This is a genomic window from Arsenicibacter rosenii (assembly GCF_001870735.1).
Taxonomy (GTDB): Bacteria; Bacteroidota; Bacteroidia; order Cytophagales; family Spirosomataceae; genus Arsenicibacter; species Arsenicibacter rosenii.
The window spans coordinates 107,465-127,209 of the sequence record NZ_MORL01000008.1 but is presented as its reverse complement, the minus strand read 5'-3'; the positions used below and the strand labels follow the sequence as shown (position 1 = coordinate 127,209).

Here is a 19,745-nt window from a genome sequence, read left to right as displayed (position 1 = left end):
GGATTAGTTAAGCGTTAGTTCGGTTGATTTGATTCCGGTCATGGCGTTTCCGGCTTCAAGAGTGACTTTACCCGCACCGTTTACCAGGAAAGTGACGTCTGTTGTTTCGCCGGCGGCCATGGCTCCGCGCAAAATCATCCGGCGGCCCGAGAGGACGGTCTGACCATTGGCCAGCTTGAGTTCAACCTTCATTTTAGGCACGTACCGGACGCGGTCACCCATTTCGGAGCCGGTTGGCAGCAGGCCACGGTTCACGACCTGGGCCGATACGCGCGTCAGTCCATTGCCCAGTGCTTCTGTTTTTACGTTCACGATGTCAATAACCGGCATCTGGGTCGCAAACGCCGTCAGGAACCGGAGGTGGCGGCTGGCATTGTCGTTCAGGAACTGTACCGGCGGGTTGTATTTGGCAAACGGCGCAATGCCGCCTACCTCCGCTTTGCGGCCCGGAAAATCGGGATGTTCTACTGCGGTCCAGGCCGTAAAGGCACCGCCTATCTTGTTGGCATCGGCCCATTTCAGATAACGGACATCGTCGTTATCGCCGGTTGCCGGAGCGGGTACGCGGCCTGCCTGCGCGCGTCCGCGGGCGGTATCGGCCGGAACCGTGGTTTTAGGGGCCCACCAGCCGGGTGTCGAGAAACTCAGGCGGCCGTAGTGGTAGTAGGCTGTCTGGGCAAAATTACCGCGTGTTGCAGGCATGGCCGGTGCGTCTTTCAGGCTGGTTTGCCCGTTATAGAGCTTCGACACCTGATCGCCCACGGTGGCATCTTTCTCCAGAATGCCGGTGATGATCCGGCGGGCGGTTTTGCTGCGGTCGAATTTCGGCGCCTCGCTCAGGTTGTTGTACGGGCCAAAGGTAAAGACGGCGTAGACATTCGGGGCCTTGTAGAGAAAGTCAAGCAAAGCGCGGTTTTCCGGCTCAGAAACCGGCATCTCGCCCGCGCCCGGCGTAAAAAACGGGTAGTCGAACGTGAAGTTTTTGTCGAGAGCAACCCCGCCGGGGCCATCCTCGTTGAATTTGCCGTCTTTGTCGTTGTCGATACCTTCGGTGATGAGCAGGTAGCGGCCGGTTTCGCCTTTTGCCGGATCGGCCTTTACCAGCACGCGCGGATCGTCCTTACCCGGAATATACTGACCGGTCGGGTCTTCAATCCGGATCTGGGAGATAATGCCGTCGCGGTTAAGGTCTTCCGCCGGGTCTTCGTTTACGCGGCCGTCGCGGTCATCGTCGGTTTCCTGATCATTGCCGCTCCGTTCAAATTTGAGAGAGGCAAAGGCCTGGCTTTGGGCATCAGGGTTTACAAGCGGGAAAATGTACAGGGTTTTGGTATCCAGCAGGCGCTTTACGCTGTCGCTCTGGGAGGCCAGGAGCTTTTCGGCCAGCTGAACGGCCAGTTCAGTACCGGCCAGGTGGCTGCCGTCGATTCCGGCCACAATGGCAAGTGCCGGTTTTTGGGCAGCGGCCCCGCGTCCGAGCGTCAGGAGCCAGATGTCTTTGCCGCCAACCGATTTGCCAACCGACTGTAGATTGGCAGTCCCGTTGGCCCGGCTGCTCAGCGTACGAAGCCGGTTGGTGAGCTGGTTGTAATCGGCATAGCCTCCGCCGCTGTTCGGGGCGGGTTGGGCCATAGCCAGCGTACTTGCCAGCAAGGCAGGGGCAAGTCCGGTAATGAAGTGTTTCATGTAATCGGGAAAAGATTATTTTGAAGGGTACAAGTTTACACAGAATATATATAACCTGTTTCTTTTAGCCGCAAAGAGTAAAAAAAGCAGAAGCCCGGTCGTCCTGTGGCAGGAACAACCGGGCTTCTGTCGGAAGAGGTTGCTGAGCGTGTTCTTATTCGACTTTAAAGTCAGACTCTTTCAGCCCTTCGTTGAAACGCACCTTGTCAATCGATGTTTCGCGGGGGCCCTGCGGGGTTTCCTGCATCTGAATGGTCGGGTATTTCAGTCCTTTAAAGTCCTTGTATTTGCTATACTTAACGGTTTGCAGCATCGGGCCGCCGCCACCTTGCCGGCCACCGCCCTGACCACCTTGTCCGCCGCCGGGAGCACCGCCCTGACCCTGACCGCCGCCGGGAGCACCGCCCTGGCCACCTTGTCCGCCGCCACGGCCACCCATACCGCGACCGCCCATACCGCCTTTCGATACGGTCTGTACTTTCAGGCCGCTGGCAACGTCATAAAACTCAGACCAGCTTACCGATCCGTCGGCGTTGGCAAACGTCACTTTGTAGGCATCCTGACCGTCTACTTTTTCGGTCCCGTCAACGGTTGCTTTCAGACCAAGCTCTGCATAGTGGGCTTCCGGGAAAAGTGAGTTTTGCAGAATATAGCTCTGGGCCGCCGCACCTTCCATAGCCTGCGTGCCACGCATACCGCCGGAAGCCGCTTTGGTGCCGTCGGATGTCATTTTCATCACTTCCATGCCGTTCATGTTGATCGTCATGGATGATTTGTTGGGTGCCTTAGCTTTGCGGGTAATCAGGGCGGTATTACCATTAAAATCTGCCGACATTTCGATGCGCAGATCCGTAATGCCCTTAACAAAATCTTTGCCGCCGATGGCCGCCAGATACTTGTCCAGCACTTCGTCGGCTGAGGGTGTTTGTGCCATGGCCGCAAAGAGAGCCGCCGGCGTCAGTAAAAAGGTTAGAATGAGCTTTTTCATGTGTTTGACCACCTAAAGAAAAACAGGAATACGATTTGCCAAAGGTAAAAATTCAAGTAAAAACCCGGCAATTTTTTGACTATTTATTCCGGGAATAGTTTAACCTGAACGAAGCTGTTTTTAATGAAGAAGGGCAAACTGGGCCAGATAGATAGCGGCTCCTGTGATGTAGCCAATGAGCGCCAGCCAGCTGATTTTGCGGAGATACCAGCCAAAGTCTAAATGCTCCATGCCCATAACAGCGACTCCCGCTGCCGAACCGATCACGAGTATGCTGCCACCCGTTCCGGCGCAGTAGGCAAGAAACTCCCATAGCTTATGGTCGGCCGGGAAAGTCTGAAGATCATACATACCCATGGCCGCTGCCACAATCGGGACGTTATCAACTACGGCCGAAACGATACCGATCAGCAGCACAATCAGATCAAGGTTGCCAACGGCTTTGTCGAGGGCCTGGGCTAGTGTGGTCAGTACGCCGGTTACTTCAAGGGTGCCTACGGCCAGCAAAATGCCCAGAAAAAACAGAATACTCGGTACATCGATCCGGCTGAGAGCATACGCAGCCGTAAATTTCCTGCGCTCTGCCTCATCTTTATCTTTATGAATCAGCTCTGACGCGACCCAGATACAACCCAGTACGAGCATCATGCCCATGTACGGCGGCAGGTGGGTAACCATCTTGAAAATCGGAACAAAGAGCATACCGCCCAGACCAATCGATAACATCAGGCGGCGGTCGCGGCGGGCCTGCACGTTAACATACGGGCGGCTGATTCCTTTGGTGGCCGATGTACTGGTCACCTGCGTTTCGGCCGGATAGCTAAACGTAAGAATCGTGAGCGGCACCAGCAGGGAGGCCAGGCTCGGGATAAACAAGGTGGTAATGATATTGCCCGTGGTAACCTGTCCGCCGATCCAGAGCATGGTCGTCGTGACATCACCGATCGGCGACCATGCACCACCAGAGTTGGCCGCAATAATGATCATGCCTGCAATGATTTTCCGCTGCTCTGCATTTTTGACCAGCTTACGGGCAACCGACACCATCACAATCGAGGTAGTCAGGTTATCGAGCAGGGCCGACATAAAAAACGAAAGAAGACAGATAATCCAGAGCAGGGTCCGGGTGTTGCGGCTGGCGATGCGGTCGGTGATCAAGGTAAATCCATCGTGGGCGTCAATGAGCTCAACGACGGTCATGGCCCCCATCAGGAAAAACAGAATCTCGGCAACGCTGCCCAGATGTTCGGTCAGCTGCTCCGTTACGAGGTGGTTGTCGGCCGTCATCAGGGCATATGCTGCCCAACACAAAACCCCCGTTATTAAGGCCGTGGCGGTTTTGTTAATGTGAATCGGATGTTCTAAGGTAATCAGTAAATACCCAAGCAGAAAGATGGTAATGAGTGAGATAATCATGTCAGAAGCCGAAGCATACCCCGGCATACAGATCTGTACCCCGCGGGTGAATGCCGTTGTTACCATTCCCAATTAGGCCAAAAATATTGTCAGATCCAAGCCAGAACGGACCGACACGGGCCGAAAGTCCTAGTAAAATGGTCTGATTGAGGTAGGTAACCGGAGCAGCAAGCGTAATAAGTTTGGTATCGTAGCGTGGCACAACCGATAGCAGTGTGGGCTGACGAACTGCCGCAGCCTGGCTGCTTAGTACGTTTTGCCGCCAGACAAAGCCTATGCCAACCTTATCCGTTGCCTGTAAGTCGGCCGTCAGGTTGAGGGCCGTCGGGAGGGTCATTTTAAAATGGCCGATACTGGTAGCCGGTGACAGATTCAGCTTTTCCCGAACCACATTGGCCACCTGCTCAGGACTGGTGACTGAAACGTTGTTAAAATCGCCCGGCGTGATTTTGACATTCTGCTCGTTGATGTCGTACGACTCTCCGTTATAAAAAATGGTCCCAAAATCGGTCAGACTCAGGCTCAGCTGCCAGACCGGCTGATCGTCTTCGACCTGATTCATGATAGCGATGCCGAAATCTGCCCCTACTCCTTTACCAGGCACATTACCCGAGAAGAACGTGCTCATCGTCAACGGTTTGTTTTGCAGGTAGTTGGTAAATGCCATGCGGGCATCAATCTGACTTATCTGCAGGTAAGGGTTATTAGGCGGGGTTGTTTCTGATTGCAGGGAGTAATTCAGCTGGTTGTTGACCAGATAGCCGGCTGTAAAGCCGCGCAGGTATTTCAGGGTAGCTCCCGCCAGGACGCGGACCGCATCGGTTTCGGCGATGGGTTTGGCATAGGTAAGGGCATATTCCGAATACACATTTGCGCCGACATTGAACCGGTTGTTCTGGTTCGGAATGCTGTATAGGGCATTATCGGCGAGGCTGGCGCGGATGGCCGACAGCAAATCTTCTGACGCACCCAGCACCTGAGCCGTTCCGCGCAGACGGGTGCTCAGCGTCAGGCTACCGCCTTCACCCACAGGCAGGCGAAGGGCCGGGCCGCGAAGCTCGCCCCATACGGTGACGTTTTTAGGCTGGCCGTCCAGAATTTCCTTCGTGTAAGCCGGTTTAAAATCAAGCGATCCGTCCGGCCGTTTGTACTGATCCGGTACGTTGTTGGTCAGCAGGGTAAGGATGGAATAAGGTGCCTGATACCGGACAAAGTTGTTGTTTACGTGAATATTCGCCGCGGCTATATTCAGGTCGAACTTGTGCGGAGAGTCGGCCGACAGGGCCGGATTAATGTATGTACGATGCGTTCCGCTACGCGGATTAGTCGACAGTCCCAGAAAATTTTGAGCCGGGCTTGCTGTTGCGAGAAACAACAGGCCCGGCCCCAACAAAAGCCTTACATTCATGCCTCAGGCGTTTTTTGCCCCAAAATAAGTAAATCAGTAGCAGTTGGCAGCAGCTTCAGGGAATATTTTGTCTTATTTACTGATGCTACTGCCGGATCTGCTGCTACTGTACCACACCACTATTATACACCTTCAGCTTCTACTTGTTTGACTTCCGGGACTAAACGGGTCATCAGATTTTCGATACCTGCCTTGAGGGTCAGGGTCGATGATGGACAGCCGCTGCATGCGCCCTGAAGTAATACCTTTACCGTGCCGGTTTCCGGATCGAAGGAATAAAAGTTAATGGCTCCTCCATCTGATTCAACTGCCGGACGAATATATTGTTCGAGTACAGCCTTAATTTTTTGAACCGTCTCGGAATCAGCATCAACCCGCACCGAGTTAGCATCTACCGTACGTTGGGCAAAGACCGGCTGCTTTTCGTCGAAGTATTGTTTCAGAAACTGTTTTACCTCAAACATGATCTCATCCCAATCGGTCAGATCATCTTTGGTGATGGTAATGAAGTTGCTGGCAATAAATACGCGGCGGACAAAGTCAAAGCCAAATAAAGCAACCACCAGGGGCGAGGCCTTGCCATCGAGCAGCGCTTCGCCTGGTTCTGCATAATCGAATGAAAGTCCATCAGGTACGAGCTCTACGTTCAGCACAAACTTCATCGAGTTTGGGTTCGGGTTTTGCTGCGCGTAAATAGATACAGGACGTTGAAGTAGATCGTTCATCTTGGGAGTTTGGCTAAATAGCCTCGTGTTTCCCGGTTTTATCCAGGCTATCCCTACAGACGGGAGAGGCGTTTTCTGTGTCTGAAACAAACGCCTGTGCATTTTAGTTGCGTGTGCTCCAAACGAAAAATCCCGCATGGGATGCCATGCGGGATTTTTCAGGACTGTATGTCGGTTCGTAATTGCTTATTCAGCAGGTACGATGTGAACATACGAGCGGTTGCTGCGGCCAGCCTGGAATTTAACCACGCCGTCGACCAGAGCAAACAGGGTATGGTCACGGCCGATACCTACGCCCTGACCAGGGTGATGTTGTGTACCGCGCTGACGCACGATGATGTTTCCGGCGATAGCTTTCTGACCACCGAACAATTTAACGCCAAGGCGCTTGCTTATCGAGTCACGGCCGTTCTTGGAACTACCTACACCTTTCTTGTGTGCCATTTTGTTTTGTGTTTAAGGCTTAACGTGCGTTAAGAGCCAAACGTTACAGAGTTATATCTTCGATTAACACCTTCGTCAGGTACTGACGGTGGCCGTTTTTCTTTTTGTAGCCTTTCCGGCGTTTCTTTTTGAAGACGATTACTTTTTCGCCTTTCAGGTGTTCAACGATTTTCGCCGTTACAGAAGCACCTTCAACTACTGGAGCACCTACAGAGATGCTGCCTTCGTTATCAACAAGGAGAACTTTCACCTTGTCGGATGCAAGCACAGCGTCAGCGTCGCCTTCTAAACGGTGCGTATAGATAGAGCGACCTTTCTGAACTTTAAACTGCTGTCCTGCGATCTCTACGATTGCGTACATGATTCGTGTATAATTTTGGAAATGAGGGTGCAAATATAGGGAAATCTATTGATTAAGGCCAGTGTAACGGCGGAAAAAATGTATCTTTGAGTAGTTGTCTGAGCCGATTATGAACGAATTAGCCGCCCGTTTACTGGAATCCCCGAAAGCACCGCAGATTATTCAGCAGGTGCAGGCCATTCTGAATGATGAACAAAACCGCCGCCGTGCGTTTTATGAGTGGATGGATGATACGATGAAAGCCGAGTTTATCAACGGAGAAATCGTTGTGCACTCGCCCGCATTACACAAGCATAACATGGCGGTAATGCATCTCGGAACATTGCTCAATGTCTTCATCATGCGTCATTCCCGGGGCATTGTCGTTGTTGAAAAAGCCCTCGTCGAACTGACGCGCAACAGTTACGAACCGGACGTGTGCTACTTCGGGCCTGCCAAAGCAGCACACATCAGTCCTGATTCCTTGTATTATCCGGCACCTGATTTAGTGGTGGAAGTCTTGTCGAAAAGCACGGAGAGGAATGACCGCGACATTAAGTTTGATGATTATGCCGTGCATGGTGTTGCCGAATACTGGATTGTTGACCCGACACGCCAGACTGTTGAGCTATATACTATTGACGCTGATACCGAAGCCTATGCCTTACAGGGCCGCTACCAGATTGGCCAGACCGTGTCCAGCGTTATCCTTCCGGCTTTTACGATTCCGGTAAAGGCAGTTTTTGATGCACATGCCAATATGATAGCGCTACAGGGGCTAATTAGCAGCGTGTAACGGCCCCTTTTCATACTGGCCGTCCTGTAGCCGGCGCTTTACAAAAACCTGCCGGCGGCGGGCCACTTCTACTTCATCGCCATTACTCAGCAGCAACCGCAGCCGCCGCGGCTGACTGGGCGTCGACAGAACAGCCCGGATGTGTTGCGGGTTCACGATGGCATCTTTCCTGACTCTGATAAAATCGGCTAGTTGTTCCTGATACCACTTGAGTGTGTAAGCACTCATTTTTGTGGGTTTATCCTGCTGATAAATACGGGTGTAATTCCAGTCGCCTTCCAGCCAGATAATGGACCTGGCGGCGATGGCTTGCTTGTCGAAACGGATAAATGTCATAACGGATATGGCTTTAGGCAGGTGTCTGAGTCTGACACCTGAGCAAATTTCCCTATCCGGTCTGCGGATTGCTATCCTGAAATTCAGGGATTTTATCCCTCATAACCGGGGATCTGCTCCGCATTTTGTAATTACCAGACTCATAAGACCCGATAACTTATGTCGCCCGTTTCGTAAACTATAAACGGGAACGCATTGCTAATGGCTCAAAACGGCATTTTTACCGAGGTCTGAATCAGGTTCGTGGCCGCTTTAGCGATGATTTTACCGTCGGCGGCGCGGATGACGCTCTCGGCATGGATGATGTTTTTGCCGGTCCGGACGGCCTGAGCGGTCGCCGTAATGGTTTCTCCCAGACGGGCCGCGTGCAGAAAATCAACGTTCAGATTCACCGAAGTATACGCGTATTCGCGGCCGAGGGTAAAGACCATGGCCCCCGCAATGTCGTCAAGAATAGCCGCTGCGGCCCCCCCGTGCAGTACGCCGGCCGGATTGGTCAGGTCTTCGCGGACAACATAGTCGACAACCAGTTTGCCGGATTCAGCCTCCCGTAAAGTACCGTTCAGCCAGCGGCCGACCGGCGAGGGGCTGTTGGTCATGGACTGACCCAACATCGATTGAAAAAAACGCAGGCGGGGGTTTGTTTCCATTATTACTCCTCAATTTTAACTGCACAAGTTTAGCTGATGAACGCTTAACGGCGAAATATGTACACAAATATATTCGCCTTGAGTCGATATAGTAGTTGGATTTAACCAGGCAAAACCCCGTTCGCTTGCTTAAATTTCTGTACTTTCCTGTGAGGTTTCGGGTAGTTGTGTTACTTTTGGGCGTTTTTTTTTCAAGATCTTCCCCTACACTAGCGGATGAACTATACACTGACGCAAATCCCCGAGCGTACCGTGAAACCCCGTCAAAGCGGGTTGACAATGGTCATGGACAAGGGCTTGAGCATAAGACAGGTCGAAGACTTGTTAGCAACATCAGCCAACTATATTGATATCGTAAAATTGGGTTGGGCTACATCGTTTGTTACCCCGAACCTGAGCGAAAAGCTGGACGTTTATCGTGACGCCGGCATCCCTGTTTACTTCGGCGGGACATTGTTTGAAGCCTTTGTGGTCCGGAATCAATTCGAAGATTATCAGCGCCTTCTGGATCGGTATGACATGAAATACGCTGAGGTTTCGGATGGGTCTATCGAAATGCCGCAGGATGTGAAATGCGAATACATCAGCAAACTGGCAAAGCAGGTTACGGTCTTGTCGGAAGTGGGCTCGAAAGACGAAGCCAAGATTATTCCGCCCTATAAATGGATTCAACTAATGCAGGCCGAACTGCAGGCCGGTGCCTGGAAAGTAATCGGCGAGGCCCGCGAAGGGGGAAACGTCGGTCTGTTCCGCTCGAGCGGTGAAGTGCGTCAGGGGCTTGTCGAAGAAATTCTGACGCAGGTGCCTTTTGAAAGCATTATTTGGGAAGCTCCTCAGAAATCGCAGCAGGTCTGGTTTGTTAAATTACTGGGTACCAACGTGAATCTGGGTAATATCGCACCACACGAGGTCATTCCGCTCGAAACGATCCGTCTTGGCTTACGTGGCGATACCTTCACCCATTTTCTGGATAACGCAAAGCAGTAGTCCATCAACCAACCCGCTGATTGCTTCGGCATCGCGTAAACCAAAAGCAAACCAATGGAGCTGATTAAATCTCTGATCGATTTTTTACTACACCTCGACCGCTACCTCGATGCGTGGGCCAATGACTACGGCTTGCTGCTGTACGCCATCCTGTTTCTGATCGTCTTCACCGAAACCGGTCTGATTGTGATGCCGTTGCTGCCGGGCGACTCGCTGTTGTTTGCGGCCGGTGCGCTGGCCGCCCGCGATACCAACGACCTGAGTGTGGGTGTCATCATTCCGCTCCTGATCGTGGCCGCCCTGATGGGCGATAACGTGAATTACTTTGTCGGGAAAAAGCTGGGTGCGCAAATCAAGATGAGGGACCGTATTCTGTTCTTTAAACGGGAATATATTACGGAAACCGAGCAGTTCTATGCCAAATATGGTGGCCGGACGGTGATTATCGCCCGTTTTATCCCGATTGTGCGTACGATTGCTCCCTTTGTTGCCGGTGCCGGCAGCATGAACTACGGGACGTATATCCGGTTCTGCATTGCGGGTGCCTTGCTTTGGGTAACGAGTATTTCGTTGCTGGGCTATTTCTTCGGCAACATTGAAATCGTTCAGAAAAACTTCGAGCTGGTCGTGTTCGGCATCATTGGTTTGTCGGTCCTGCCCATGGTGTATGAAGTGGTTAAGCGCAGGATGCGTCGTACTGAAGCCTAGTCAGATCATAGCTGAAAAACCGTAGACTCATGAAAAAAGTATATTTAAGCGATTCCGGTCCTAAAGTCACCGAAGCGATCTATGGCTTCTGGCGCTGGGAAGATAAAGGTGCTGAGACAATCGGCACCATGGAAAAAGTCGTTAACCTCTGCCTTGAGCTGGGTATTAACACCTTCGACCATGCCGATAACTACGGAAACGGGGCAATCGAAGGGTACTTCGGCCAGGTAATCAAGCAGAAATCAATCCGGCGCGAAGACCTTGTGCTGTTCAGCAAGTGCGGGGTCCGGACGTCGGCGGCGGGTTTTACCTATTACGACAACACCCGCGAATACATCACCAAAAGTGTCGAAAACTCGCTGCGGAACCTGCAAACGGATTATCTCGACATTTTCCTGCTGAATCATCTGGATATGCTCAGCAATCCGGAAGAAACGGCGCATGTGCTGACCGAGATGGTCAATGCCGGAAAAATCCGTCATCTGGGCGTAAGCAACTTCTCGGTCTTTCAGCATCAGCTGCTGGAATCGAGCCTGCTGCAGCCGATCGTTACGAACCATATTGAATTGAACCTGGTCAATACGTCGGCGCTCGAAGATGGCCGGATCGACTTTATCAAGCAGCGTTTCAGCAAGCCGCTGGCGTGGGCCCCGCTGGCCGGTGGCCGTATCCTGAGCGGTAATGACCATAAAGCGGTGTTGCTGCGGACAAAGCTGGAAGAAATCGGACAGAAACACAATGCCAACGTTGAGCAGATTGCGGTGGCCTGGCTCTATCAGCTTGGTACCCTGCCTATTATCGGCTCGTTATCTGAGCAGCGTATCCGGAATGCAGTAAATGCAGCGGATATTAAACTCTCACACGAAGACTGGTACATGCTGTATGATCTGGCCATGCTGAAATAACAGCGTTTATACATTAAAATACTATTTACGGCCTGTTTGTCTGCTTATGCACGACGGACAGGCCGTTTTGTTGAGCAGGCTATGCCGGTTATTGCATTGATATCCACATCTTCCTGTAACCGGAATATCATTCCGGTTTACCTTTTGCGCAGTCGTAAAAGATTCACTATTCCCCTTGTTAATCCTGGCAAAAGCAGATAATCTTGCCGGAAATTTAACCGGACACACGCGTATGACACGTTTTGGCCTGATTGGTTTTCCGCTGACCCATTCGTTTTCCCAAAAATATTTTACCGAAAAATTCGCCCGCGAAGGCATTACCGACTGCCGTTACGATCTGTTCGAAATGCCCGACGTGGCCACGGCACTGCCCGAACTGCTGGACTTACCCAACCTGCGTGGTCTGAACGTAACCATTCCGCACAAACAAGCCGTGTTGCCTTTCCTGAACCGCCTCGACGCCTCGGCCGAAAAGGTTGGTGCGGTAAACGTCATCCGGATTGAGGACGATGGCTCCCGTACCGGTTTTAACTCAGATTATTACGGCTTCCGTCAGTCGCTGGAAGCGTGGATGGGCGAAGAGCGGAGAGCGGAGAGCTTAGAGCAAGGGGAACCCTCCGCTCTAAGCTCTCCGCTCCGCGCTCTTGTCCTCGGCACGGGTGGTGCGTCGAAGGCGGTCGTGGCGGCATTGACCGATCTGGGCATCCGCCATAAAATGGTATCGCGTACAAAAACGGATGAGAACCTGACGTATGCTGAATTACCGGCGGTTATTGAGCAGTACCGGCTGATTGTCAACTGCTCACCAGTGGGGACCTATCCGAACATCGATACCGCTCCTGAATTGCCGTATGAGCAACTGACGGACCGGCATTGGCTGTATGATCTGGTATATAATCCGGCGGAAACGCTTTTCATGAAAAAGGGCCTTGCGCAGGGAGCACATGTCATGAACGGGCTGGAAATGCTGATTCTGCAAGCCGAGAAAGCCTGGGAAATCTGGCAAACCAAGTAATACGATGATTTTTACGAATACCACGGTTTTTACCGGAAATGATTTATTGTCCAATGTCTTTGTCCGCGTAGACGACGGGCAGATTGTTGAGGTGGCCCCAATACCGGCAGACGGACTGGTTGTCGGGGAAGGGGAGGACGTAGTTGACTTGCAGGGCGATTACCTCGTGCCTGGCTTCGTTGACCTGCAACTGTATGGTGGTGCGGAGACTTTCCTGAACGAATCGCCGACGGCTGAAACCGTACGGCACATCCTCGATACGCATCGGTCGGCGGGGACAACCTCGGTGGTGCCGACGCTCTATTCAACATCGCACGATGTCATTTTGCAGGCCATTGAGGCAGTGCGGGAGGTGCAGGCCGAAGAGCCATTCGGTGTGTTGGGGCTACATGTCGAAGGCCCCTATATCAACCCCGTTAAACGGGGCGCACACAGCATAAACTACGTGCGGCAACCCAACGAGGATGAGCTGGACGAGCTGTTTGACAAGGGCGAAGGGGTTATTAAAATTATAACCATCGCGACGGAGGTATTTGACGAAATGCAGTTGCTGCACATTCAGACGTACAAGCCCGAAGGTTGTCTGCTGTCACTGGGCCATAGCAATGCGACTTACGAAGAAGCAACGAGTGCTTTTACAGCCGGTATTCCGCTGGCCACGCATCTCTTCAACGCCATGCGTGGTTTTGAGAGCCGCGAGCCAGGTGTTGTCGGGGCCATTTTCGACCACCCGACGGTGCGGGCGAGCCTCATTGCCGATAGCTTTCACTGTGATCCGGTAGCGATCCGGATGGCGCACAAGCAGATGGGCGACCGCCTGTTCCTGATTTCCGACGCTACGTTTGCCAGTCCGGGCAATCCGGCAGGCCCCCGCGCCAGTCTGGATTTTGAGGATTTTATCATCCGGTACGAACAGGTAGAGCCCGGCCTCGGGCGCTATACCAATCAGGAAGGAAAACTGGCCGGTTCGTCGATTACGTTGCTGGATGCGGTAAAGGTCTGTGTCGAAAAGGCGAGGCTGCCGTTAATGGATGTGTTGCGCATGGCGTCGACCACCCCGGCCGAAATCATCGGGATGGGGCATCAGCTGGGCAAAATTGCGCCGGGCTACATGGCCAACCTCGTCCGGATCGACGCGAATCTGGGTATTAAAGGGGTCTGGGCCGTGTAACGATTGCCGGTTATTGGTGGCACGACCGGAGGATACCCTCGGGGGGCCTGGTCGTGCCACTACCAGACGATAGTCCTCTGTATTCTTTTCAGGATTATTCGTAATTTAGTAAGCAGAAAAAAACGGGAGATGCGTACTCAGTTAATAGAACAGATTTTAGATAGTCCGGAAGCGTACCTGATTATGCAGGAAGTGCAGGTACTATTGAATGAAGAACGAGCAAAGCGGGTTGCATTCTATAATGCTATTGATGAAAGCATGAAAGTTGAGTTCATTAATGGCGAGATCATTATGCATTCACCGGTAAAAAAAGCGCATAATGAGGCGACAAAATTCCTGAGTGAACTCCTTGATCTTTACGCCCGTAAACACAAGCTTGGTTTCGTCGGTATCGAAAAAATCATGACGGCGCTGACCCGTAACGATTATGAACCGGACATCTGCTTTTTCAAAAAAGAAAAGGCAGACAGCTTTGTGCCTGCCCAGACCTTATTTCCGGCTCCTGACCTGGTTGTAGAGGTTTTGTCGGAAGGCACTGCAAAACGGGACCGCGGTATCAAGTTTTACGATTATGAAGCGCATGGGATTGAAGAATACTGGATTATTGATCCTGATGCACAGACGATTGAGCAATATCATTTGGTAAACAATGCGTACGAACTCATTCTGAAAGCCAGCGAAGGAACAATTAAAAGTTTTGCCCTGACCGGCTTTCAGATACCAATCCGTGCAGTCTTCGATGATGGGGCGAATATGGACATGATCGCTACAATGGCGAGGGGTTAACCAGCGTCCACAACTCATCATCGCCGACCGGTTCACGGCTGAGCAGTGTACCTTGTATAGTCGGTGCCTTGATGCCGCCACCCAGCAGGTTTGGCGACCGGAAAACCCGCATCTCATCCCACAGCCCGGCATCGAGCAACGAATTCAGCAGCGTGGTGCCGCCTTCTGCCAACACCGATTGAACCTTCCGCTTGTGCAGGTCAGCCAGCAGTTGCGGCAGAAAATCCTGCTCCGGATGGAGTACAATAACCTCGCCCCGCCGGGCATCCTGTGGTTGTTTCAGGGTATAGATAAGTGTCGGCTGTGACCCGTCAAACAGGTGCAGCGTTTCCGGCAACGTGCCGTTTTTATCAATCACAATCCGTATGGGTTGCTGCCCGGGTTGCGCAGGCCATAGGCGCACGTTGAGCTTCGGGTTATCGTGCCGGGCGGTATTTGTGCCAACCATAATCGCATCTTCTTCCGTACGCCAGCGATGCACAAACCGCTGCGCCATAGGCCCCGAAATCTGTACTTGCCGGAAGTCAGGGCCAGCCAGGTATCCATCGGCCGTTTCGGCCCATTTGAGCAGGATATATGGCCGTTGCTGCTCCATCATGGTAAAAAAACGGGCATTTAAGCGGCGTCCCTGCTCGGCCAGCACGCCGGTAATGACCTCAATCCCGGCCTCGCGGAGTTTCTGAAAGCCTTTGCCCGCCACCAGCGGATTCGGGTCGTCGTTGCAGCAGATAACGCGCTTGACCCGTTTGCTGATGAGCAGGTCGGCGCAGGGGGGCGTTTTGCCGAAATGGGAGCAGGGTTCGAGGGTTACGTACACCGTCGATTCGGGCAGCAGCGCGTCGTCGGCAGCAGCAACGGATTGCACCGCGTTTACCTCAGCATGCCAGCTGCCATACTGCCGGTGCCAGCCTTCGCCAATAATCCGTGGCTCTCTGTCTGAAGCTTCGTAAACGATAACGCAGCCCACCATCGGATTGGGGCTAACAAAACCGCGCCCGAGAGCAGCTAACTCAAGGGCGCGGAGCATAAATTGTTCGTGTGTTGTCATCCGGCAATCGCCAATAGCAGGTTATCAGTACTGATCATCGTCGTCTTCGTCGTCATCCTGGCCGAAGGCGCTGTCGGGATTAAACATTGACCCCAGCAAATCCTTGAACTGTAGCCCGGTATCGAGCGCTTTTTTACCGATGAGCGAATGCTCGGCAACACCATGCAGCGCAAACTCCATCATAAACAGCTTTTCGGATTTAGTCAGGCGCGGCATCAGGTCATCAACCAGATCATCTAGGCCGTCGATGGTACGCAGACGGGCTTCGTAATCGCGGTTCGGCAGATCGCTCAGGATATCCATCGTATTACCATCGCTGAACCAGTCGGTGATTTTTTTGTACGGGTTACCGCGTTTGTCTTTCTTGGCTTTCTCCGGATTCGGGAAGTATTGCAGAAACTGATTCCGGATGGCTTTCCCGATCAGACTCTGGGCCACAATTACCGGTCCTTCGACCTCTCCTTCATAGACCAGCTCGACTTTACCGCAGATTGCCGGCACCACACCATACAGATCCGACACACGGACGTAGGTTTCTTTTTCACCATTAATCAGGGCACGCCGTTCGGCCGCCGACACCAGATTTTCAAAGGCTGAAATGGTCATACGGGCCGACACACCACTTTTGGCATCGACATACTCACTTTCGCGGGCTTCAATAGCAACCTGTTCGATGAGGTCGGCCACCAGGTCGTTGGTTTTCACCATGCCTTTTTGTTCGGTCTTGATGATAGCTTCCTGTTGCGTAATTTTCCGGCCAATCTCAATCGACTTCGGATAGTGCGTCACAATCTGGCTGTCGATCCGGTCTTTCAACGGCGTAACGATACTGCCACGGTTGGTATAATCTTCCGGGTTAGCCGTGAAGACAAACTGAATATCGAGCGGGAGCCGGAGTTTAAAACCACGGATCTGAATATCCCCTTCCTGTAGAATGTTGAACAGCGATACCTGAATACGCGCCTGCAAATCAGGTAATTCGTTGATAACGAATAAGCAACGGTGCGAGCGCGGTATTAAGCCGAAATGGATTGTCCGTTCGTCGGAATAAGGCAGTTTCAGGGTCGCGGCTTTGATCGGGTCAACGTCGCCGATAAGGTCAGCCACCGATACATCGGGTGTCGCTAATTTTTCGGTATACCGGTCGTTGCGGTGCAGCCAGGTAACAGGGGTTGCATCCCCCTTTTCAGCGATCAGATCGTGTGCATAACGCGAGAGCGGTTCCAGCGGATCATCGTTTAACTCAGAACCGTCGACCACAGGAATGTACTCATCAAGCAGGTTTATCATCAGCCGGGCAATCCGTGTTTTGGCTTGTCCGCGCAGACCCAGCAGATTGATGTGGTGCATCGACAGGATGGCGCGTTCGACATCCGGGATAACGGTGTCTTCGTATCCCCAGATACCCGGAAAAACGGCTTCCTTGCGTTTGATTTTGTCAATCAGGTTGTCTCTGAGTTCCTGTTTAATGGAGCGAGGCTGATAGCCTGCTGCTTTCAATTCACCGAGGGTGTTGATTTTGAGAAGTTCTTTTGCTTTCAGGCTTCGGTAGCTCATGCGTTTAAAGATAGTCAATTACCTAACAGCGATTTGCCGGAAATGGTTTTCTGTGTGCCTTCCGGCCCGAAATATGTGGTTTATCGGCCAATATAGCCACCTGTTAAGGCCCGGTAACCGTTTGTGGAAATCGGGAAGGATCATACCCGGAAACGACTTTCTTTGTAGCCACATACCAGAAACAACATACTACCCGCTGCATTTTCCGGCAACCGATAGTTGGTAGATGAATTGATTTATATAAATTGCTCAAACACAGATACTAAACCAGAAACGAACATGAAAAAGGCAGGTTTATCCGTACTTTTATTACTGGCAGGCATGTCAGTAATGGCCCAGAGCTGGAAGTCAAGCCAGCATATTTCCGGTATCAACAGTTTGCAGGTAAGCCACGGGATCGATGTTTACTTAACGCAGGGAAACCGCGAGAGTCTGACCATCGAAGCCAAAGGATTTGATAAGGATGAGGTGAAGGTGGATACCCGAAACGGTGTACTACGCCTGTCGACCGACCGCTCATGGGGCTTTAACTGGGGTCGCGACCGGTACGTAAAAGTATACCTGACCTTTAAAGAACTGAACAACATCCGGACGTCGGGCGGGGCCGATCTGTTTTCAGAAGGTACTCTGTCGTTTGACAATCTGGTGATAGATGCGTCCGGTGGTTCTGACGTGAAGCTTGACCTGAAAGCCAACCGGCTTGAGGTTGATATTTCCGGAGGGGCCGATGCCCGGCTGCGTGGCTCTGCCCGGCTGCTTACTGCCGAAAGCTCCGGCGGTGCTGACCTGGATGCGCGGCAGCTGGCCTCCGAAATCTGTATGGTAAGTGCCAGCGGTGGCTCCGACGCTTACGTCCATGCAACCCGGGAGATAAAAATGCGGGCTTCCGGTGGCAGTGATATTTATTACTATGGATCGCCCAGGGTGATCTCGAAAAATAAGTCGGGCGGAGGAGACATTACGCGGCGGGACTGATGCTGTTGCGTGAATCCGGATGACCGCTGCCCGATAAATGCGTTGCCATGCCGTACCTGACCAGGGTACGGCTTTTGTATTTTGCAGGAAAACACTAACTTTTTAAGCCGAAAAGCCTGTTTTTAAGTTACGGTCAATGAAGTGTACCATCATTCCTGAACAAAACTAGTATGCCTTACATGGACGTAATACTGGCTATCTATGCCGGTTTTGTCATCTTTGGGTCCTTTGCTCACCTGATCCGGCTCGATTACTGGTGGATACGCATCTGGGACTTTCCCCATTTACAACTGGCTATTATGGGAGCCATCGGGCTCACGGCCTATGTGGTGGCAGGATACGCCGGCAACTGGGGCGGACTCTGGATTCCGGTCGGGCTGGCTGCCGGCCTGGGCTATCAAAGCTGGCTGATTTATCCTTATACTCCGCTGAAACCGGTGCAGGTGCCTCGTTTTAAGCGGATCAAACAGGAAAAAGACCGCGTCGAAGCCAACAGCATCCGGATTCTGACGGCAAATGTATACATGTATAATACCCATATGCCGGAGGTAAAATCGCTGGTTAACCGCTATGAACCGGATATTGTGATGGTTTTGGAAGCAAATAATGCCTGGAAGAGTGCCCTGGAGCCGATTGAGGAGACGTATCCCTACCGTATTCTGATGCCGCTGGAAAATACGTATGGCATGTTATTCTATTCAAAACTGCCCATCCGCAAAGACGAACTCCGTTTCCTGATTCAGGACGATATTCCGTCGATTTATACACAGGTACAGTTGCCGTCAGGAGTTTGGGTGAATTTTTATGGGGTACATCCGATGCCCCCGAGCCCGACCGAACATTACCGGTCGACAGAGCGGGATGCGGAGCTGGTGCTGGTAGGGCGGGAAGCCCGGAAGAAAACCGGGCCGGTTATCGTGGCCGGCGATCTGAACGACGTCGCGTGGTCGCACACAACACGCTTGTTTCAGCGGCTGAGTGGTTTATTTGACCCCCGTATCGGACGCGGGTTATACAGCACGTTTCATGCGCGTTATTTCTTTGTCCGCTGGCCACTCGACCATATTTTCGTATCACACCATTTTCAGCTGCTGGCCCTTAAAAAGCTTCCGAACTGCGGTTCTGACCATTTCCCGATTCTGGCTACGTTTATGTATGCCCCTGATCCCGCGCGGCTTGACGACCGCCCTGAGCCGGAAGGCGATGATCTGGAAGAGGCCCGGGAAAAAGTTGAAAAGGCCCGCGAAGACTAAGCGTGCCGGCCGGCTTTACCGGCCGGCAACAAAAATCCCTGGGCTCAATGTTGGCCCAGGGATTTTGTACCCACCGTAACTTGTACTTAACCTAAAATGAAACCACCTAAAATGTTGTGTACCACTAAAAAAGGTACTTGCTATCTCACCGGCTATATAAGTAGCCTATAGCATTAATTTCTTGTTTAAACCCCTCTTCCGCGGATTAACCGGAGCAGCACCGCAACAATCGCAATCACCAGCAGCACATGTATCAGATTGCCTAATCCAAATCCGCCAAAGCCAAAATAGCCCAGCAACCAGATGATGATCAGTATCACGGCGATTGTATACAAGAGGTTTCCCATAACGTAACGTTGTTGAGTAAATCAGATCGACGTTGAGTAAATCAGTTTTGGGGTAAGGCTTACCACTCTGTCTCGCTTACACAGAAATATTTAGAAAAAGTTATGCCAGAATAGCCAGATAGACAGGAATCATAGGCTATAGAGGCCTAAAAGCCTTGTAAATCAAATGAAAAGGGCGAAAAAAAATAAATTGTTACCAATAGA

21 protein-coding genes are annotated in these 19,745 nt (G+C 52.0%); 9 read left to right on the top strand and 12 right to left on the bottom strand.

What is annotated here, in order from left to right; translation table 11 throughout:
* Positions 1–3 precede the first annotated feature (3 nt).
* The 7 genes from BLX24_RS16345 to rplU form a co-directional block, all read right to left on the bottom strand.
* Positions 4–1,686, bottom strand: coding sequence for a M14 family metallopeptidase (locus BLX24_RS16345; RefSeq protein ID WP_071504241.1), 1,683 nt, complete (start codon positions 1,684–1,686; stop codon positions 4–6).
* A gap of 154 nt (positions 1,687–1,840) precedes the next feature.
* The gene (locus BLX24_RS32740; protein ID WP_071504240.1) at positions 1,841–2,674 is read right to left on the bottom strand and encodes a hypothetical protein; all 834 of its coding nucleotides are present in this window, start codon (positions 2,672–2,674) and stop codon (positions 1,841–1,843) included.
* A gap of 120 nt (positions 2,675–2,794) precedes the next feature.
* The gene (nhaD, locus tag BLX24_RS16335) at positions 2,795–4,090 is read right to left on the bottom strand and encodes a sodium:proton antiporter NhaD (RefSeq protein WP_071504353.1); all 1,296 of its coding nucleotides are present in this window, start codon (positions 4,088–4,090) and stop codon (positions 2,795–2,797) included.
* A gap of 1 nt (position 4,091) precedes the next feature.
* Positions 4,092–5,498 (bottom strand): DUF5723 family protein, encoded by a 1,407-nt coding sequence (locus BLX24_RS16330; protein ID WP_071504239.1) that lies wholly within the window; start codon positions 5,496–5,498, stop codon positions 4,092–4,094.
* Positions 5,499–5,620: 122 nt separating this feature from the next.
* Positions 5,621–6,223 (bottom strand): NifU family protein, encoded by a 603-nt coding sequence (locus tag BLX24_RS16325; RefSeq protein ID WP_071504238.1) that lies wholly within the window; start codon positions 6,221–6,223, stop codon positions 5,621–5,623.
* A 186-nt stretch (positions 6,224–6,409) separates the two neighbouring features.
* The gene (rpmA, locus tag BLX24_RS16320; protein ID WP_071504237.1) at positions 6,410–6,667 is read right to left on the bottom strand and encodes a 50S ribosomal protein L27; all 258 of its coding nucleotides are present in this window, start codon (positions 6,665–6,667) and stop codon (positions 6,410–6,412) included.
* Positions 6,668–6,710: 43 nt separating this feature from the next.
* Positions 6,711–7,028, bottom strand: a complete 318-nt coding sequence (gene rplU / locus BLX24_RS16315) for a 50S ribosomal protein L21 (protein ID WP_071504236.1) — start codon at positions 7,026–7,028, stop codon at positions 6,711–6,713.
* 109 nt (positions 7,029–7,137) lie between these two features.
* Between rplU and BLX24_RS16310 the strand changes: the two genes are divergently transcribed.
* Entirely contained in the window at positions 7,138–7,803 is a 666-nt protein-coding gene (locus BLX24_RS16310; RefSeq protein ID WP_071504235.1) for a Uma2 family endonuclease, read from the top strand.
* Here BLX24_RS16310 and BLX24_RS16305 read toward each other — a convergent pair.
* Together BLX24_RS16305 and BLX24_RS16300 are read right to left on the bottom strand one after the other, a co-directional pair.
* The gene (locus tag BLX24_RS16305) at positions 7,786–8,139 is read right to left on the bottom strand and encodes a LytTR family DNA-binding domain-containing protein (protein WP_071504234.1); all 354 of its coding nucleotides are present in this window, start codon (positions 8,137–8,139) and stop codon (positions 7,786–7,788) included. The genes BLX24_RS16310 and BLX24_RS16305 overlap by 18 nt on opposite strands.
* 206 nt (positions 8,140–8,345) lie before the next feature.
* Entirely contained in the window at positions 8,346–8,789 is a 444-nt protein-coding gene (locus BLX24_RS16300; protein ID WP_071504233.1) for a PaaI family thioesterase, read from the bottom strand.
* 216 nt (positions 8,790–9,005) lie between these two features.
* On the opposite strand from BLX24_RS16300, the gene BLX24_RS16295 reads away from it, so the two are divergent.
* From BLX24_RS16295 to BLX24_RS16270, 6 genes are all read left to right on the top strand, one after another.
* Entirely contained in the window at positions 9,006–9,776 is a 771-nt protein-coding gene (locus BLX24_RS16295; protein WP_071504232.1) for a phosphosulfolactate synthase, read from the top strand.
* 54 nt (positions 9,777–9,830) lie between these two features.
* The gene (locus tag BLX24_RS16290) at positions 9,831–10,484 is read left to right on the top strand and encodes a DedA family protein (protein ID WP_071504231.1); all 654 of its coding nucleotides are present in this window, start codon (positions 9,831–9,833) and stop codon (positions 10,482–10,484) included.
* 29 nt (positions 10,485–10,513) lie between these two features.
* Positions 10,514–11,389, top strand: a complete 876-nt coding sequence (locus BLX24_RS16285; RefSeq protein ID WP_071504230.1) for an aldo/keto reductase — start codon at positions 10,514–10,516, stop codon at positions 11,387–11,389.
* A gap of 232 nt (positions 11,390–11,621) precedes the next feature.
* Positions 11,622–12,404, top strand: coding sequence for a shikimate dehydrogenase family protein (locus BLX24_RS16280; RefSeq protein ID WP_071504352.1), 783 nt, complete (start codon positions 11,622–11,624; stop codon positions 12,402–12,404).
* Positions 12,405–12,408: 4 nt separating this feature from the next.
* Positions 12,409–13,575: an N-acetylglucosamine-6-phosphate deacetylase gene (nagA, locus tag BLX24_RS16275; RefSeq protein ID WP_071504229.1), complete on the top strand. Its 1,167-nt coding sequence runs from the start codon at positions 12,409–12,411 to the stop codon at positions 13,573–13,575.
* A gap of 183 nt (positions 13,576–13,758) precedes the next feature.
* Positions 13,759–14,361, top strand: a complete 603-nt coding sequence (locus BLX24_RS16270) for a Uma2 family endonuclease (RefSeq protein ID WP_229201827.1) — start codon at positions 13,759–13,761, stop codon at positions 14,359–14,361.
* Here BLX24_RS16270 and ribD read toward each other — a convergent pair.
* Positions 14,342–15,409 (bottom strand): bifunctional diaminohydroxyphosphoribosylaminopyrimidine deaminase/5-amino-6-(5-phosphoribosylamino)uracil reductase RibD, encoded by a 1,068-nt coding sequence (gene ribD / locus BLX24_RS16265; RefSeq protein ID WP_071504227.1) that lies wholly within the window; start codon positions 15,407–15,409, stop codon positions 14,342–14,344. The two genes, BLX24_RS16270 and ribD, sit on opposite strands and share 20 nt — an antisense overlap.
* Positions 15,410–15,433: 24 nt before the next feature.
* Positions 15,434–16,966 (bottom strand): P-loop NTPase family protein, encoded by a 1,533-nt coding sequence (locus BLX24_RS16260; protein WP_071504226.1) that lies wholly within the window; start codon positions 16,964–16,966, stop codon positions 15,434–15,436.
* A 279-nt stretch (positions 16,967–17,245) separates the two neighbouring features.
* Between BLX24_RS16260 and BLX24_RS16255 the strand changes: the two genes are divergently transcribed.
* Together BLX24_RS16255 and BLX24_RS16250 are read left to right on the top strand one after the other, a co-directional pair.
* On the top strand, positions 17,246–17,941 hold the full coding sequence (locus tag BLX24_RS16255; protein ID WP_071504225.1) for a head GIN domain-containing protein: 696 nt from the start codon (positions 17,246–17,248) through the stop codon (positions 17,939–17,941).
* A 179-nt stretch (positions 17,942–18,120) separates the two neighbouring features.
* Positions 18,121–19,194: an endonuclease/exonuclease/phosphatase family protein gene (locus tag BLX24_RS16250; protein ID WP_071504224.1), complete on the top strand. Its 1,074-nt coding sequence runs from the start codon at positions 18,121–18,123 to the stop codon at positions 19,192–19,194.
* 185 nt (positions 19,195–19,379) lie between these two features.
* Here the strand turns inward: BLX24_RS16250 and BLX24_RS32180 are convergent, their stop codons facing one another.
* Positions 19,380–19,541 carry a lmo0937 family membrane protein gene (locus BLX24_RS32180; protein WP_143092696.1) on the bottom strand — a complete coding sequence of 54 codons (162 nt, stop codon included), beginning with the start codon at positions 19,539–19,541 and terminating at the stop codon, positions 19,380–19,382.
* Positions 19,542–19,745: the final 204 nt, after the last annotated feature.

Excerpts from the sequence above, each read along its gene's own strand:
- BLX24_RS16345 (WP_071504241.1), bottom strand. The coding sequence starts at position 1,686 with ATGAAACACTTCATTACCGGACTTGCCCCTGCCTTGCTGGCAAGTACG.
- BLX24_RS32740 (WP_071504240.1), bottom strand. The coding sequence starts at position 2,674 with ATGAAAAAGCTCATTCTAACCTTTTTACTGACGCCGGCGGCTCTCTTT.
- nhaD (WP_071504353.1), bottom strand. The coding sequence starts at position 4,090 with ATGATTATCTCACTCATTACCATCTTTCTGCTTGGGTATTTACTGATT.
- BLX24_RS16330 (WP_071504239.1), bottom strand. The coding sequence starts at position 5,498 with ATGAATGTAAGGCTTTTGTTGGGGCCGGGCCTGTTGTTTCTCGCAACA.
- BLX24_RS16325 (WP_071504238.1), bottom strand. The coding sequence starts at position 6,223 with ATGAACGATCTACTTCAACGTCCTGTATCTATTTACGCGCAGCAAAAC.
- rpmA (WP_071504237.1), bottom strand. The coding sequence starts at position 6,667 with ATGGCACACAAGAAAGGTGTAGGTAGTTCCAAGAACGGCCGTGACTCG.
- rplU (WP_071504236.1), bottom strand. The coding sequence starts at position 7,028 with ATGTACGCAATCGTAGAGATCGCAGGACAGCAGTTTAAAGTTCAGAAA.
- BLX24_RS16310 (WP_071504235.1), top strand. The coding sequence starts at position 7,138 with ATGAACGAATTAGCCGCCCGTTTACTGGAATCCCCGAAAGCACCGCAG.
- BLX24_RS16305 (WP_071504234.1), bottom strand. The coding sequence starts at position 8,139 with ATGACATTTATCCGTTTCGACAAGCAAGCCATCGCCGCCAGGTCCATT.
- BLX24_RS16300 (WP_071504233.1), bottom strand. The coding sequence starts at position 8,789 with ATGGAAACAAACCCCCGCCTGCGTTTTTTTCAATCGATGTTGGGTCAG.
- BLX24_RS16295 (WP_071504232.1), top strand. The coding sequence starts at position 9,006 with ATGAACTATACACTGACGCAAATCCCCGAGCGTACCGTGAAACCCCGT.
- BLX24_RS16290 (WP_071504231.1), top strand. The coding sequence starts at position 9,831 with ATGGAGCTGATTAAATCTCTGATCGATTTTTTACTACACCTCGACCGC.
- BLX24_RS16285 (WP_071504230.1), top strand. The coding sequence starts at position 10,514 with ATGAAAAAAGTATATTTAAGCGATTCCGGTCCTAAAGTCACCGAAGCG.
- BLX24_RS16280 (WP_071504352.1), top strand. The coding sequence starts at position 11,622 with ATGACACGTTTTGGCCTGATTGGTTTTCCGCTGACCCATTCGTTTTCC.
- nagA (WP_071504229.1), top strand. The coding sequence starts at position 12,409 with ATGATTTTTACGAATACCACGGTTTTTACCGGAAATGATTTATTGTCC.
- BLX24_RS16270 (WP_229201827.1), top strand. The coding sequence starts at position 13,759 with ATGCAGGAAGTGCAGGTACTATTGAATGAAGAACGAGCAAAGCGGGTT.
- ribD (WP_071504227.1), bottom strand. The coding sequence starts at position 15,409 with ATGACAACACACGAACAATTTATGCTCCGCGCCCTTGAGTTAGCTGCT.
- BLX24_RS16260 (WP_071504226.1), bottom strand. The coding sequence starts at position 16,966 with ATGAGCTACCGAAGCCTGAAAGCAAAAGAACTTCTCAAAATCAACACC.
- BLX24_RS16255 (WP_071504225.1), top strand. The coding sequence starts at position 17,246 with ATGAAAAAGGCAGGTTTATCCGTACTTTTATTACTGGCAGGCATGTCA.
- BLX24_RS16250 (WP_071504224.1), top strand. The coding sequence starts at position 18,121 with ATGGACGTAATACTGGCTATCTATGCCGGTTTTGTCATCTTTGGGTCC.
- BLX24_RS32180 (WP_143092696.1), bottom strand. The coding sequence starts at position 19,541 with ATGGGAAACCTCTTGTATACAATCGCCGTGATACTGATCATCATCTGG.